We start from the raw sequence: 14272 nt of genomic DNA, 5'->3' as shown, positions 1-14272 counted from the left end.
CCGGTTCGCAAGGTGCGGAGATCTCATCAGGGCATAGCCTGACAAGGGGGAAACCTGTCGGTTTCCCGGCAGCGGCAGGCGCCACCGGATCCCGCCCGGCAGGAAACAGAATGCGTACCTCGGAGAAGGCTCGGCCATGAACACCATCGACGAAACGGCTGTCGGCGGTCTGCGCGAGGCCCTGCGGGGATCCGTGATCACACCGCAGGACCCCGGCTACGACGCGGCTCGCAGCATCCACAACGCCATGATCGACCGCCGGCCGGCCGCCTTCGCCCAGTGCGCCGACGTGGCGGACGTGCAGGCGGTGATCTCCTTCGCCCGGGACACCGGCGTCCAGCTGGCGGTGCGCGGCGGCGGCCACAGCGGCCCGGGTCTGTGTCTGGTCGACGAAGGACTCGTGCTCGACCTGGCACCGATGCGCTGGGTCAGGGCAGATCCGGAGACGGACACCGTCCAGGTGGGCGGCGGCACCCTGATCGGAGACCTCGACCACGCCACACACGCCTTCGGGCGCGCCGTACCGTCCGGGATCGTGTCGACCACCGGCGTCGGCGGTCTCACCCTGGGCGGCGGCCACGGCCACCTCACCCGCAGACACGGCCTGACCATCGACAGCCTGCTGTCGGCCGACGTCGTCCTCGCCGACGGCAGCTATGTCACCGCGTCGCCGTCGAATCACCCGGAGCTGTTCTGGGCGCTGCGGGGCGGGGGCGGCAACTTCGGCGTGGTGACGTCGTTCACCTTCCGGCTGCACCCGGCCGGCACCGTCGGGGTCGGCCTGACGCTCTGGCCCCTCGACCGTACCCCCGAAGTGCTGCGCTGGTACCGGGAGTTCCTGCCTGCCGCGCCGGACGAGCTGAGCGGGTTCTTCGCCCTGCTCGTCGTACCGCCCGGCCCGCCCTTCCCCGAGCCGGTCCACGGCCAGAAGATGTGCGGGGTCGTGTGGTGCTACACGGGGGACCTCTCCGACGAACGCCTGGCGGAGGTGTTCGCCGTGGTGAACGAGCCGGCGCGGCCGGCCTTCCACTTCGCCGCCCCACTGCCCTACCCCGCCCTCCAGACCATGTTCGACGAACTGCTCCACCCGGGACTGCAGTGGTACTGGCGCGGCGACTTCTTCGAGGCCGTCTCCGACGCGGCGATCGACGTGCACCACAAGTACGGGCAGAACATCCCGACCGGCCTGTCGACCATGCACCTGTACCCGGTGGACGGGGCGGCCCACCAGATCGACGCCGACGGCACCGCGTGGGCCTACCGCGACGCCCTCTGGTCGGGCGTGATCGCCGGCATCGACCCGGATCCCGCCAACGCCGAGGCGATCCGCCAGTGGTGCGTCGACTACTGGAGCGACCTGCACCCGCACTCCATGGGCGGTTCGTACGTGAACTTCCTCGGCCACGGGGAGAGCCCGGACCGGGTTCGCGCCACCTATCGCGGCCACTACGACCGCCTGGCGTCGGTGAAGCGCGCCTACGACCCGGACAACCTCTTCCACGCCAACCAGAACATCTCACCGGCCCCGGACTGACGGGCGCGTCACCGGTCGCCGGCAGGGCTCGGCCGGGGCCGGCGGCGTCTACCGCTCGGCAGGAGTGATCCGGCGGCCCGTGAGGCTCGTGGGCCGGATCGACACCCACATCTCGCGCTCACCACCCGCCCACGGCGTGGTGTGGGCGTGCCGGGCGAGCGTGCGTACGGTGTCCGGGTCCGTCACGACGCTCGCCGGGCCGACGGCGAGAACGCTCCAGCCCTGACTCAACGCCTCGTCCAGGTGATCGACCTCGAAGGCGACCTCCCGTTCGGCGGCCGCTGCGGCCACGGAATCGGGCGCGGTCCGGAAGACGATGACGTCGCCGACGACGTCGTAGTTGACCGGGATCACCGCCGGGCGGCCGTCGGACGTCGACACCGAGACACGGCCCACGCCGTGCGTGGACAGCAGTGTGCGGCATTCCTCCGGGGTGAGGTCGCGCAGGTCGGGATGGCGCAGCGCGTAGCCCTGACCGGGTGGGAGATCGATGCCTCCGCCGCGCAGGGCGGCGACCGTGGTGCCCAGTGCGTCGGCCAGCCTGACGAGCGTCGCCAGCGTCGGGTCGGCCGGGCGTTCCTCGAGGTACGCCAGGTAGTCGGGCGACATCCGGGCACGGCCGGCCGTCTCCTCGCGGCTGAGGCCCTGCCTCCTGCGCTGGAGGGCCACGCGCCGGCCGATGTCACCGGGGTTGGCCGGCCCCTGCGGTGGGGCAGCGGGGGACACGATGGTCACTTCACCCGTGTTCTGTCGTGGGTCGTGCGCTGCCGCGGCCTGATCGTGGTGCAGAGGGCGCACATGTGCGTCGGGCCCGGGGAACACGAGGGTCACTTGCTCCGTGTCCGACCAGCGCACGTCGTAGGGAGGTGTGCCGTCCTCATGGTGGAGTCCCACGATCTCGCCGTCGCGCCTGGTGGCACCGGTCGCCGGACTTTCCACGACGAGCCGGTCGCCGAGGTGAGCTCGCATGTTCGCCGCCCCTCTCCGCAGAGTGGTGCTGTATCCGACCTGCCGCGCGCCGCGGCAGCCCGCCTTCCCCTCTCCGTTCCACCATCGACCGTCGGCGGGCCTTCTGCCACAGGGCCGAAGCCCATGGTCACGGCAGAAGCCCATGGTCACGGCCGAGACGATGAACGGGTCACGTTCCCGGGAGGCGACGGAAGGCGAGGGGAGGTGACGGGTATGACGCGTCGGCTCCGGCTGACGCTGCTGGGCGTGGGCGCCATGGCGTCCCCGCGGTTCGCCCCGGCCGGCCTGCTGGTCGCCTGCGGCCGCCACCGCGTCGCGTTCGACGGCGGGCCCGGTGCGGAGCCGCCCGAGGGCCGGCTGGACGCCTGGCTCGTCACCGACGAGCACGCCGAGCTGCGTTCCGCCCTGCGGCGTCTCGCCGCCGAGCGCGGGCTGGTACCACGGATGACGGATGTGGACCTGGGCGAGCTGCGCATCCGCGCGCTGCCGGTCGTGCACACCTCCCATCCCACCTGCGGTTACCGCATCGAGGCAGAGCCGGGCGCGGTGGTGTGGGCACCGGAGTTCCGGGCCTTCCCGGCCTGGGCGGCGGAGGCGGACCTCATGTTCGCCGAGGCCTCCTGCTGGGACCGTCCCATCCGCTTCCGCGGCGGAGTGGGCGGCCACGCCCCCGTACGGGAGGTCGGCGCAGAGGCGGTCAGGAACCGGGTCGGACGGCTCGTGTACGCGCACATCGGCCGTCCGTGCCTCCGGGCGATGGACGCCGGTCTGGCCCCCGCGTACGGGGAGTGGGGCCGCGAGGGCCGTACCTACGTCCTTCCCGCACGCCACTGGCCACGCTGACGGTGGTCGAGCGCACGGACCCGCGGAGGGTGGGCCGGGTGGCCCCGTACCCGGTGCCCGCGGTGGGGGCCAATGGTCCGCCGAGGGGCCGTCCGGCCCCATGACAGGGGCCGCTCGTCCGGGTGAGCGTGGAGGGGCACGGGGCGCGCACCGGTGCTGCCCGAGAGGGGCGACCGAGCCGGTCGCGCGGTACGAGGAGGCGACCGTGAACGAGCAACTCGCGGTGCGGAGTCTGATGGACGCCGCCCCGTATTCGGTCGGTGAGGACGAGAGCGTGCTGATGGCCTGGGAGGTCATGGAGAGGTCGGAACAGCGTCAGCTCCCCGTGGTCCGCGCGGACGGCTGCTGCGCCGGAGTCCTGGACCGCGCCGAGCTGGCGGTGGCCTGCGCCGGCGCGGCCGCGACGCTGTCCCGCAGCAAGGTGCGCGAGCTCGTGCACGCCCGCCGCACCGTCACGGTCCACCCCGAGGAATCGGTGCTGCGCGCGGCAGCCGTGATGACCGAGGAAGATCTCGACGCCCTGCCGGTCACGGATCCACACGGGCGGCTGCTCGGACTGCTCACGGCCCGGGACTACGTGGCCGCCGCCGCGGGCCTGCACACCCGCGCCGAGTCCGCCGGCCGGAGTCCCGCACGGGCCACCCTGGACGGGCTGCCGCCCCGCCGCGCGGCACAGCCACGCGGAATCGTCATTCCGTAGCGGTTCCGCGCACGGAGCCGCTCACTCATGAAGGAAGGCTGACGTCATGGTCTGGGCATCATGGACCACCCCCGGGGTCTTCACCGGCCGGGGCGGCGCGCGCACCGAGGAGGCGGGGGTCGTCGTGGGCGACCTCACCGTCCACACCACCTGGGACGGGAGCGAGGCCGACGTGTCGGTCCAGTACACGGGCACCTCCGAATGGTTCACCCTCACCGGGAGCCCGGTTCCCTGCCGTTCCGAGGTGCTCAGCCGGCAACTGCACCAGGCTGCCGTGGAAGCGGTCAAGGCGGGCGGCGGTTCCACCGTTCCCCGACTCTGAGGAACCGCGCACGACGTGCGGCGCGTGCCGATGCCGTGCCCGTACGCCGCGTCGGCGCACGGCCTCCAAGTCGCCCGGGCGCAAATCCCGTTGCCCAGCGCCACCGGCGCGCCCATCCTGTGGGGATGCGGTTCTCCGTCAACATCCCCAACTTCGGCGACTTCGCCGATCCCCGCAACGTCGCGACCGTCGCGGCCGCCGCCGAAGCGGCGGGCTGGGACGGGCTGTTCGTCTGGGATCATGTGCTGCACCGGCACCACCAGGGCCGTCCGTTCGGTGACCCCTGGATGCTGCTGACCGCCGCCGCGCTGGCCACCTCCCGGATCCGGCTCGGCACCCTGCTGACACCGGTCCCGCGCTACCGTCCGCAGCAACTCGCTCGCCAAGTGGCCACGTTGGACCACCTCAGTGGCGGCCGTGTCGTCTTCGCCGCGGGCCTGGGAGGCCCGGTCGAGGACGAGTACGGCAGCTTCGGCGACGCCACCGACCCGCGCCTCCTCGCCGAGCGGCTGGACGAGGGGCTGGAGCTGTTGCGGCGGTTCTGGTCCGGCGAGCCGGTGAACCACCACGGCCGGCACTACGAGGCGCGGGACGTGACGCTGGTGCCCGCCACCGTGCAGCGGCCCGGTCCGCCGGTGTGGATCGGCGGTTTCTGGCCGCGCCGCCCGCCCATGCGCCGAGCGGCGCGATGGGACGGCGCTGTGCCGCTCTTCGAGACGGCCCGGCACGGCCATGTGCCGGATGCGGCCGAGGTACGGGAGCTGGTCACCTATGTCCGCGGGCAGCGTACGGCCGGAGCCGGGCGCCCCTTCGAGTTCGTGCTCGGCGGTGCCACGCCCCCGGACCCGGCCAAGGCCAGGGACGTGATCGGTCCGCTGTACGACGCGGGAGCCACCTGGTGGGACGAGCGGCAGATCCAGACCGGCCCCGACCTGGACCGTCTGGCCCCGGTGCTCCGCCGCACCGAGGCGGGCCCACCACTGCTGTGACCGGCTGCGGTCGCCTCATCCCGCCCTGCCGTTCACCCGTACATTCCACTGCTCATGTCCACGCCGTCTCAGACGAGTCCGCGTCGCCCAGGGCGTGCAGGTGGGCGAACTCCTCGGCGAGGATGCCCATCACGACGAGATCACGGTGGCGGCCGCCGAGGAACACGCGATCGCGCAGCCGGCCCTCCTCGACGAAACCCAGCCGCCGGTGCAGGGCGAGCGACGCCTCGTTGTGCGCGAAGATCCTTGCCTCGCACCTGTGATAGCGCCGCTCGGCGAACATGAAGCGCAGGAGCAGCACCGCGGCCTCGGCGGCGTAGCCCTTGCGCCGGTGACCGGCGCCGATCGTGATGCCGTACTCGAACCAGCCCGCTCGCGGGTCGGTGTGGTACGAGCCGACGGCGCCGACCAGTTGCCCCGTGTCGGAGGCCTCGACGGCCAGTTGGAAACGGTCGCCTTCGGGCGTTGCGGTGGCCTGTTCCTTGGCCCACGCCCGGAAACCCTCGGCGGAGCGCGGGGGGTTCAGCAGATCCCCCAGCCGCTCCTCGTCCTCCGTGAACCGCATGAAGGCGGTCCAGTCGTCGGGCTCGACACCGCGCAGGCGTATCCGCTTCCCGGTCCAGAATGACGTCATCACGCCATGCGATCACGCGAAGCGTGCAACGTCCACGGCATTTCGCCCCGCTGAAGCTCCGAGGCCGGTCCGACGCCGGTCCGTCGCGGCCAGGGACAGGTGACTGCCCGGCGGCAGGGCGTCCATCAGGCGGCCGGCGATCGCGCGGGCCTGGTCGTAGTCGGCGACATGCCCCAGGATGTTGCTGAGGATCAGCGCGACGGGGCGGCCGAGGTCCAGTGTCTCGGCGGCGGCCTCGCGGATCCGGTCCGGGGCGGTCACGTCGGCATCGATGTAGGCGGTCGCGCCCTCGGGGGAGGAGTAGAGCAGGGCGCGGGCGTGCGCCAGGACCATCGGATCGTTGTCGACGTAGACGATCCGCGCCTCGGGCGCGAGCCGTTGGGCGACCTCATGGGTGTTCTCCGCGGTCGGCAGGCCGGTGCCGACGTCCAGGAACTGCCGGATGCCCGCCTCACGGACCAGATGGGTGATACTGCGGCGCAGGAAGGCACGACTGCTGCGGGCGATGGTGACGATGCCGGGGAAGACCGCGGTGTACGCGTCGCCGGCCTCCTCGTCGACGGGGTGGTTGTCCGTCTTTCGGTGAAGGCGTGGTGGGTCCTGGCATGGATCACTCGCCGCCCAACCTACGTCCCAACGGCCGTCCTCCGCCCGGGAGTTAGGGATCGAGACCCCCGAGGCGTCGCGCCCCGGGGGTGCTGCGCCGTCCGGCCGTCGGACTTGCGCGGCGTCAGCCCAGCTGGAAGGTCGCCTCGACCGGGTAGTGGTCGCTGGGAGCGTTGGTGTCGATCTGGCCCGGGGCCCAGCCGGCCTGGGGGTCGAAGTCCACCCCCACGGTGGACATCGCGGCCGGCGCCGGGCGGCCCGGCGCGTTGAGGTAGCCGAGGTAGTCGAGGTCGTCCCGGTAGTCCTTCGGGAAGGACTCGATGCCGGACATGTACTGGCACCAGGCGGAGACCGGGCAGTCCATGGTCCTCAAGGCCTGGCCGGAGTCGGTGGCCGGGGTGCCCAGCACACCGTTCACCGCGCTCTGGGCGGCCGCGTAGTCACCGCGCGACCGGCCGCCGTAGTACTCCACGTTCAGGTCTCCGCCGATCAGCACCGGAGCGCTCGAGCCGACGATCCCGTCCACCCAGCCGCGGATCTCGCCGAGCTGGGCGAGCCGGGTGGACTGCGTGGTGTCCGTCGCCGTGCCGGACTCGTCGGCCTGCAGATGGGTGCCGACCACCCAGCTCCCCACCCCGTCCTTCTGGATCCGCACCAGCGCCGCGCCCTTGTTGGCGTGGTAGTCCCAGGTGCCGTAGGTGGAGTTGCTGAAGACGTGGGCGTACTGGGCGGTGATCGGGTACTTGGAGAGGATCATGGTGCCGCCGTTGATGACGAACCACGAGTTGGAGCAGTCACCGCTGATGCCCGTCCAGCCGCCGCCGGAGCAGGTCTGGCCGACGACGGGGGTGTGGTAGGGGTAGAGGTCGGCGAGCTTGGCCGTGATGTCGGCGGTTGAGCTGTTGTTGAAGTCCTCGTCCAGCACCACCACGTCCGCGCCGTGTTTGCGGATGATCGACTCGATGGCCGGGGTGCGTTGCGCGGCCTTCTCGGTCTGGGTGCTGTCGACGATCGCGGTGCCGAGGTCGACGTTCCAGGCGAACACCGAAAGGCCGGTGCCGGCGCCGGCGCCGGTGCCCGCGCTCGCGGCGGGGGCCGCGTAGCCGCTGAAGCCGAGCAGCAGAGCCGCCGCCGCGGAGGTGAGGGCGGTAGCCGTACGACGCGAGACCATGCGCTCTCCTGGTGAAGTGGGGAGTTCCCGGACCGCGACCGGTTGTCCGGTCGCGTACATGACAGTGCGACTCTAGGGCGCTTTCCGGTACCGCCGGGGGAACTTCGTCCTATCGCCTCATGGAGAAAAGGTGTCTGGACAAGTTCGGCCCGTGGTGAGGTGATCCGACCGGTCGGCGCCGTACGCGGGAGCCGCGCGTGTTCACTGGACACCTGGGCTGGACCGTGCCGGGAGGGCGCCGCTTAGGGTGGGTGTATGGGCGGCGGCGTGGTGACGCTGTTTCTGTGCGGTGACGTGATGCTCGGGCGCGGCGTCGACCAGATCCTCCCGCACCCCGGAAGCCCGGTGCTCCGCGAGGGTTACGTCACGGATGCCCGGACGTATGTGGAGCTGGCCGAGGCGGTCGGCGGTCCGATCCCCGCACCCGTCGATCCCCCCTGGCCGTGGGGCGAGGCGCTGCGGTTGCTGGAGGAGACAGCGCCGGATGCCCGGATCGTGAATCTGGAGACGGCTGTCACGTGCAGCGACGCGTTCGTGCCCGGCAAGGCGGTCCACTACCGGATGCACCCGGCCAACCTCGCCGCCCTGACGGTGGCCCGGCCCGATGTGTGTGTCCTGTCCAACAACCATGTGCTGGACTTCGGCCGGCCGGGGCTGGAGGAAACGCTGGACTCGCTCGCCGGTGCGGGCCTGCGGGCCGTGGGCGCGGGGCGCACCGCCGACGAGGCCTACGCGCCCGCGGCAGTGCCTGTCGGACCGGGCCGCCGGATCCTGGTCTTCGCCCTCGGCGCACTGTCCAGCGGCATCCCGCCGGACTGGGCCGCGACCGCGGACGGCTCCGGCGTCGCCTACGTCCACGAGCTGTCGGCGGCGGCAGCCGAGGCGGCCGTCCAGCGGGTGCGGCGGGCGAGGCGGCCCGGCGACATCGTGGTCCTGTCGGTGCACTGGGGCTCCAACTGGGGCTATCTCGTCCCCCGTGAGCAGACGCGCTTCGCGCACGCCCTGGTCGACGGGGGCGTGGACATCGTCCACGGGCACTCCTCCCACCACGCCCGGCCCGTCGAGGTGTACCGGGGCCGGCTGATCCTCTACGGCTGCGGCGACTTCATCGACGACTACGAGGGCATCTCGGGCTACGAGGAGTACCGCGACGACCTCCGGCTGGGCTATCTCGTGTCCGTGGAGGCGGACACCGGGCGCCCGACCGGCATGCGGATGTTTCCCTGGCAGGCGCGGCGGATGCGGCTGGAGCCCGCTGAGGACCAGGACCGCGCATGGCTGTGCGCGACCCTCGACCGGATCAGCCACGGCGTGCACATCGGCGCCGAGGCCGACGGCGCGCTCGGTGCCGTGGCGGGGTTCGCGGTCGCGGGCCCGTGATGGCACGGGGTGCCGGACGTTCCGCGGACTGCTCCTGCTCCTGCTCCTGCTCCGGCTCCCGGCCACAGGTGCCTTCACGGCTTTGACGATCGCCGGCAACCTGCTCGGCCGCCCCGCGTACACCGTCTCCGTCCCTGGCCGCGGCATCGCCACGACGAACGGCCTCGCCCTGTGCAGCTCGGGCCTCGTGCCGACGCTCGTCCTCTGTCCGGGCCTGGCGATGCCGTCCGCGGGCGCGACCTGCCGCCGCCGTCACCGCCGCCACCGCGTTTCCTGGGGACGAGGTGGCAGGACAGGGCCGCTCTCGGCGGGATGACCGGGCCGGCAGGACCGGGGCGGGGGGCTTGACCACCCTCATCGCGGGCCGAGCACCCTGCGGTGCTGGTCGGGCGCCGATTGAAAGGCCAACAAGACAGCGCCTCGCGCCTCGTGCACCATGGCTGCAGGCCTTGTTCGGGCGATGGATGTGTTCGTGCGCCGCGGCATCGGCGCCACCACCGGAATTCCCCCGAGTCCCCTGGGTGGTGAACTGCACCATGCTGCTACCGGCCAAATCCGAAGTGCGCCGACTGCTGCGGCACTACCGCGTGTGCGAGGCCGCCACGGTCGCGGCCCCCGCCGATCTCGCGTCGCGGGCGGCCTTCGAGGACTCGGGCTACACGCTGTGCGTGCTGATGGACGAGCGCAATCCGCGGGAGGCGGTGGCCGCCGCCCGGCGCTATCTGCGCACCGACCTGGTCACGTACCTGAGGGAGCGGAAGGGGCGGACACGGGCGGCCTCCGTCGGCCGGCGGTCACGTCGATCCGCTCCGACGACCCAGGATTCGCGGGCGGGCCGACCGCTCGCACCGGCACAGCCGCGAAGGGACGAGCGATGACGACTGCGAAGGACATCATGCACCCGGGCGCCCAGTCGATACCCCGGTACGAGACGCTGGACCGGGCCGCGCAGATGATGCGGGACCACGACGTGGGCGCGCTCCCGGTCAGCGACCCCGGCAACGGCGACCGTATGTGCGGCATCGTCACCGACCGCGACATCGTGGTGAAGTGCATCGCCTCGGGCCACGACCCCGCGCGGATGACGTGCGGTGAACTGTGCGAGGGCACACCGCGGTGGATCGACGCCGCCGCCGACATCTCGGACGCCCTGCGGGAGATGGAGAGCCACCAGATCAAGCGCCTGCCGGTGGTCGAGAACAAGCGCATGATCGGAATGATCAGCGAGACCGACATCGCGCGGCACCTCACCGACGACAAGCTCGCGGAGTTCGCCAAGCGGGTGTACGCCCCCGCCTGAGCGCGGAAGAGACTCGACACGCCGTTCGCCGGCGACTCGGCCCGCCGAGGCGCCGGCGAACTCTTCGGCGACTGACGGATCCTTGACCGCTGCCTCGGCCTCCGCGATGCTGTGTTGCGAAACGTGAGAGGTGTGCCGTAATAGGCAACATCTCGATCCGCTGTGAGCCGAGGAGTGGCCATGACTCAGCAGGTCCGTGGTGTCGTCGCGCGGAGCAAGGGCGCCCCTGTCAGTCTGGAGACCATTGTCGTGCCCGACCCCGGTCCGGGCGAGGCGCTCGTGAAGATCGAGGCCTGCGGGGTCTGCCACACCGATCTGCACTATCGCGAGGGCGGTATCGGCGACGACTTCCCGTTCCTGCTGGGGCACGAGGCCGCCGGTGTGGTCGAGGCCGTCGGCGACGGGGTCACCGATGTGGCTCCCGGTGACTTCGTGATCCTCAACTGGCGTGCCGTGTGCGGTCAGTGCCGGGCCTGTCTGCGCGGGCGGCCCTGGTACTGCTTCAACACGCACAACGCCAAGCAGCGGATGACGCTGGCCGACGGCACGGAGCTCTCGCCGGCGCTGGGCATCGGCGCGTTCGCCGAGAAGACGCTCGTCGCGGCCGGTCAGTGCACCAAGGTCGACCGGGCCGCCTCGCCCGCTGCGGCCGGGCTGCTCGGCTGTGGTGTGATGGCCGGCATCGGCGCGGCCCTCAACACGGGGAACGTCGGCCGAGGGGACACCGTCGCCGTGATCGGGTGTGGCGGTGTGGGGGCCGCGGCGGTCGCCGGATCGAAGCTGGCGGGAGCGGCGAGGATCATCGCCGTGGACATCGACGACCGCAAGCTGGAGACCGCGAAGAAGCTGGGCGCGACCCACACGGTCAACTCCCGGCAGACCGAGGCGGTCGACGCGGTGCGCGAGCTGACCGGCGGTTTCGGCGCCGATGTCGTCATCGAGGCCGTCGGCCGCCCGGAGACGTACCGGCAGGCCTTCTACGCCCGTGACCTCGCCGGTACCGTCGTGCTCGTCGGCGTGCCCACCCCCGAGATGAAGCTCGAACTGCCCCTGCTGGACGTGTTCGGCCGTGGCGGTGCCCTCAAGTCGTCCTGGTACGGCGACTGTCTGCCCTCCCGCGACTTCCCGGTGCTCATCGACCTCTATCTGCAGGGCCGTCTCGACCTGGACGCCTTCGTCACCGAGACCATCGCGCTGGACGAGGTCGAGAAGGCCTTCGAGCGGATGCACGGCGGGGACGTGCTGCGCTCGGTGGTGGTCTTCTGATGACGCGCGGGACGGCGGGCGGGCCGGCGGGCGGGACGCCGGGCGCCCGCATCGAGCGTCTGGTCACGTCGGGGACGTTCTCGCTGGACGGCGGCACCTGGGACGTCGACAACAACGTCTGGATCGTGGGCGACGACACCGAGGCGGTCGTGATCGACGCCGCCCATGACGCCGACGCCATCGCCCGGGCCCTCGGCGGGCGCACCCTGCGGGCGATCGTGTGCACCCACGCGCACAACGACCACATCGACGCCGCACCCGGCCTCGCCGCCCGGACCGGCGCCCCGGTCCTGCTGCACGCCGACGATCTGCCGCTGTGGAAACAGACCCATCCCGACCGGGCGCCCGACGGTGAGCTGACCGACGGGCAGCGCCTGACCGTCGCCGGAGTGGAACTGGCCGTGCTGCACACCCCGGGACACGCCCCGGGTGCCGTGTGTCTGTACGCCCCGCAGCTGTCCGCGCTGTTCAGCGGCGACACGCTGTTCGCCGGCGGGCCGGGGGCCACCGGGCGGTCGTACAGCGACTTCCCGACCATCATCCGTTCGATCAGGGAACGCCTGCTCGCCCTGCCGGACGACACCGTCGTGCACACCGGCCACGGCGACACCACCACCATCGGCGCCGAGGCGCCTCATCTGCAGGAGTGGATCGAGCGCGGCTTCTGACCGCACGGCGAGCGGCGGCCCTGCCCCGGTGACGCACCGACGTGGACGGCACCGGCGGCAGGGCCGTCGTCGCACCCTGCCACCCCTCCCTGATCGGCCTTCTGACCTGCGCTTTCGAGGTCGCTTCCGCATGCCCGGAAATCGGTCGCCGGGCGCCGTGCAAACGGCCCGGTGGATGCCTTGACAAGCCTTCAGAGCGGCCAGCAGACTGACGTTGCGCTAATCGCAATCCGTTTCGCTATACGCACCGAGGTGTCATGATGATTCCCGCGTGCCGACTCGCGGACCTGCCGCGAGGCGAGGCCCACCGGCTCGACATCGACCCGCCGGTCTCGGTGTTCCACACCGACGACGGCGAGCTCTTCGCCATCGACGACACCTGCACCCACCAGGACGCGTCGCTCGCCGACGGCTGGCTGGAGGGCTGTGAGGTGGAATGTCCCCTGCATGCCTCCAAGTTCGATCTGAGGACCGGAGCCGTGGACGCCCCGCCGGCCAAGCTCCCGGTCCGCACCCACGAGGTGGTCGTCGAGGACGGCATGGTCTACGTGCGGGTGTCCACCGAGGCGCCCAACCTGCCGCCGTGCGTCGCCGCCCGCCTGGCCGGAGGCCCCGCGTGAGGACCGTCGCCGTGGTGGGCGCCTCGCTGGCCGGTCTGTCGGCCGTGCGCTCGCTGCGGAAACGGGGGTACGACGGCCGGCTGGTCGTCGTCGGCGGCGAACTCCACCGCCCGTACGACAGGCCGCCGTTGTCCAAGGAGTTCCTCGCCGGTGCCATCGGCGAGGCGGACCTGGCGCTGGAGACGGACGACGAGGACCTCGACGTGGAATGGGTGCTCGGCACCCGCGCCACCGGACTCGACCGCGCCGAGCGGACGATCCGGCTCGCCGACGGCCGGGAGATACGCGCCGACGGCGTGGTCGTCGCGACCGGCGCCGCCGCCCGCACCCTGCCCGGCACCGAAGGCCTCGCCGGCGTCCACGTGCTGCGCACGCTGGACGACGCCTGCGCCCTCAGGGACGACCTGGCCCGGGGCGGAGGGCTGGTGGTGATCGGCGGCGGCTTCGTCGGCGCCGAGGTCGCCTCCACGGCGTACACCCTCGGTCTCGACGTGACCGTGGTCGAGGCGGCGCCGACACCGCTGGCCGCACCGCTCGGCGAGGCCATGGGCGCGGTCGTCTCCGCCCTCCACGCCGACCACGGGGTCCGGTTGCTGTGCGGGGTCGGGGTCAAGGGGCTGAGCGGGGAGCGCCGGGTCGATGCCGTGCTGCTGGAGGACGGTCGCAGCATCCCCGCCGACACCGTCGTCGTCGGCGTGGGTGCGCGCCCCTGCGTCGAGTGGCTGGAGGGCTCCGGCGTCGCCCTCGACAACGGCGTGAAGTGCGGCGCCGACGGCCGCACGAGCGTCGCCCAGGTGGTCGCCGTGGGCGACTGCGCCAACTGGTACGACCCCCACACCGGGGTCCACCGCAGGGTCGAGCACTGGACCGGCGCGCTGGAACGGCCGGACGCCGCCGTCGCCGCCCTGCTCTCGTACGGTGCGACGGAGCCGGGTGCGCCCCGGCCGCCGTACTTCTGGTCCGATCAGTACGGCGTGAAGATCCAGTTCGTGGGCCACGCCGCCGGGGCCGACAGCGTGACGGTCGAGGAGGGCTCGACCGACGAGCGGAGCTTTCTCGCCGTCTACCGCAGGGCCGGCCGGCCGGTCGCCGTGCTCGGCATGAACCAGCCGCGGCTGTTCACCCGGCGGCGCAAGCAGTTCGCCTCCGCCGCATCTTGACACCACCGCTGCGGCCACTCAATCTGCGTTGCACATGAAACGCAGTGTTGCTTCCTACACAACGCCGCCCGAAGTCGCTCTTCCCGGCGCGTGACCTATCGATCCACGAC

Annotated in this window: 15 protein-coding genes and 1 pseudogene; 12 read left to right on the top strand and 4 right to left on the bottom strand. The window is 72.0% G+C overall.

What is annotated here, in order from left to right; all coding sequences use genetic code 11:
• Positions 1-136: 136 nt before the first annotated feature.
• A complete protein-coding gene (locus FB563_RS33215) occupies positions 137-1534 on the top strand; it encodes an FAD-binding oxidoreductase (protein ID WP_055703940.1) in 1398 nt (465 codons plus the stop codon).
• Positions 1535-1582: 48 nt separating this feature from the next.
• Here FB563_RS33215 and FB563_RS33210 read toward each other — a convergent pair whose 3' ends face one another.
• Entirely contained in the window at positions 1583-2503 is a 921-nt protein-coding gene (locus FB563_RS33210) for a pyridoxamine 5'-phosphate oxidase family protein (protein WP_055703941.1), read from the bottom strand.
• A 213-nt stretch (positions 2504-2716) separates the two neighbouring features.
• Between FB563_RS33210 and FB563_RS33205 the strand changes: the two genes are divergently transcribed.
• The 4 genes from FB563_RS33205 (at position 2717) to FB563_RS33190 (ending at position 5357) form a co-directional block, all read left to right on the top strand.
• Positions 2717-3346, top strand: a complete 630-nt coding sequence (locus FB563_RS33205; protein ID WP_055703942.1) for an MBL fold metallo-hydrolase — start codon at positions 2717-2719, stop codon at positions 3344-3346.
• A gap of 205 nt (positions 3347-3551) precedes the next feature.
• Positions 3552-4046 carry a CBS domain-containing protein gene (locus FB563_RS33200; RefSeq protein WP_055703943.1) on the top strand — a complete coding sequence of 165 codons (495 nt, stop codon included), beginning with the start codon at positions 3552-3554 and terminating at the stop codon, positions 4044-4046.
• A gap of 46 nt (positions 4047-4092) precedes the next feature.
• On the top strand, positions 4093-4368 hold the full coding sequence (locus FB563_RS33195) for a hypothetical protein (RefSeq protein ID WP_055703944.1): 276 nt from the start codon (positions 4093-4095) through the stop codon (positions 4366-4368).
• 125 nt (positions 4369-4493) lie between these two features.
• Positions 4494-5357, top strand: coding sequence for an LLM class flavin-dependent oxidoreductase (locus tag FB563_RS33190; RefSeq protein ID WP_055703945.1), 864 nt, complete (start codon positions 4494-4496; stop codon positions 5355-5357).
• Between the two features lie 52 nt (positions 5358-5409).
• Here the strand turns inward: FB563_RS33190 and FB563_RS33185 are convergent, their stop codons facing one another.
• From FB563_RS33185 to FB563_RS33175, 3 genes and pseudogenes are all read right to left on the bottom strand, one after another.
• The gene (locus FB563_RS33185; protein ID WP_055703946.1) at positions 5410-5991 is read right to left on the bottom strand and encodes a GNAT family N-acetyltransferase; all 582 of its coding nucleotides are present in this window, start codon (positions 5989-5991) and stop codon (positions 5410-5412) included.
• Positions 5992-6081: 90 nt separating this feature from the next.
• Positions 6082-6564: pseudogene (locus FB563_RS33180) on the bottom strand (SAM-dependent methyltransferase); the annotation flags it as partial.
• Between the two features lie 157 nt (positions 6565-6721).
• Positions 6722-7768, bottom strand: a complete 1047-nt coding sequence (locus FB563_RS33175; RefSeq protein ID WP_055703947.1) for a sphingomyelin phosphodiesterase — start codon at positions 7766-7768, stop codon at positions 6722-6724.
• Between the two features lie 255 nt (positions 7769-8023).
• Between FB563_RS33175 and FB563_RS33170 the strand changes: the two genes are divergently transcribed.
• The 7 genes from FB563_RS33170 (at position 8024) to FB563_RS33135 (ending at position 14162) form a co-directional block, all read left to right on the top strand.
• Positions 8024-9148: a CapA family protein gene (locus tag FB563_RS33170; protein ID WP_055703948.1), complete on the top strand. Its 1125-nt coding sequence runs from the start codon at positions 8024-8026 to the stop codon at positions 9146-9148.
• A 536-nt stretch (positions 9149-9684) separates the two neighbouring features.
• A complete protein-coding gene (locus tag FB563_RS33160) occupies positions 9685-10026 on the top strand; it encodes a DUF5133 domain-containing protein (RefSeq protein ID WP_055703996.1) in 342 nt (113 codons plus the stop codon).
• On the top strand, positions 10023-10448 hold the full coding sequence (locus tag FB563_RS33155) for a CBS domain-containing protein (protein ID WP_055703949.1): 426 nt from the start codon (positions 10023-10025) through the stop codon (positions 10446-10448). The genes FB563_RS33160 and FB563_RS33155 overlap by 4 nt, the downstream gene beginning before the upstream one ends.
• A gap of 180 nt (positions 10449-10628) precedes the next feature.
• Entirely contained in the window at positions 10629-11714 is a 1086-nt protein-coding gene (locus FB563_RS33150) for an S-(hydroxymethyl)mycothiol dehydrogenase (protein WP_055703950.1), read from the top strand.
• Positions 11714-12382: an MBL fold metallo-hydrolase gene (locus tag FB563_RS33145; protein ID WP_055703951.1), complete on the top strand. Its 669-nt coding sequence runs from the start codon at positions 11714-11716 to the stop codon at positions 12380-12382. Before FB563_RS33150 ends, FB563_RS33145 begins: the two co-directional genes overlap by 1 nt.
• A 257-nt stretch (positions 12383-12639) precedes the next feature.
• A complete protein-coding gene (locus tag FB563_RS33140) occupies positions 12640-13002 on the top strand; it encodes a bifunctional 3-phenylpropionate/cinnamic acid dioxygenase ferredoxin subunit (protein ID WP_055703952.1) in 363 nt (120 codons plus the stop codon).
• Positions 12999-14162 carry an NAD(P)/FAD-dependent oxidoreductase gene (locus FB563_RS33135; protein WP_055703953.1) on the top strand — a complete coding sequence of 388 codons (1164 nt, stop codon included), beginning with the start codon at positions 12999-13001 and terminating at the stop codon, positions 14160-14162. Before FB563_RS33140 ends, FB563_RS33135 begins: the two co-directional genes overlap by 4 nt.
• Positions 14163-14272 lie beyond the last annotated feature (110 nt).

The organism is Streptomyces puniciscabiei, assembly GCF_006715785.1.
Taxonomy (GTDB): domain Bacteria; phylum Actinomycetota; class Actinomycetes; order Streptomycetales; family Streptomycetaceae; genus Streptomyces; species Streptomyces puniciscabiei.
The sequence above is the reverse complement of the archived record's forward strand: the minus strand, read 5'-3'. Positions and strand labels throughout refer to the sequence as shown.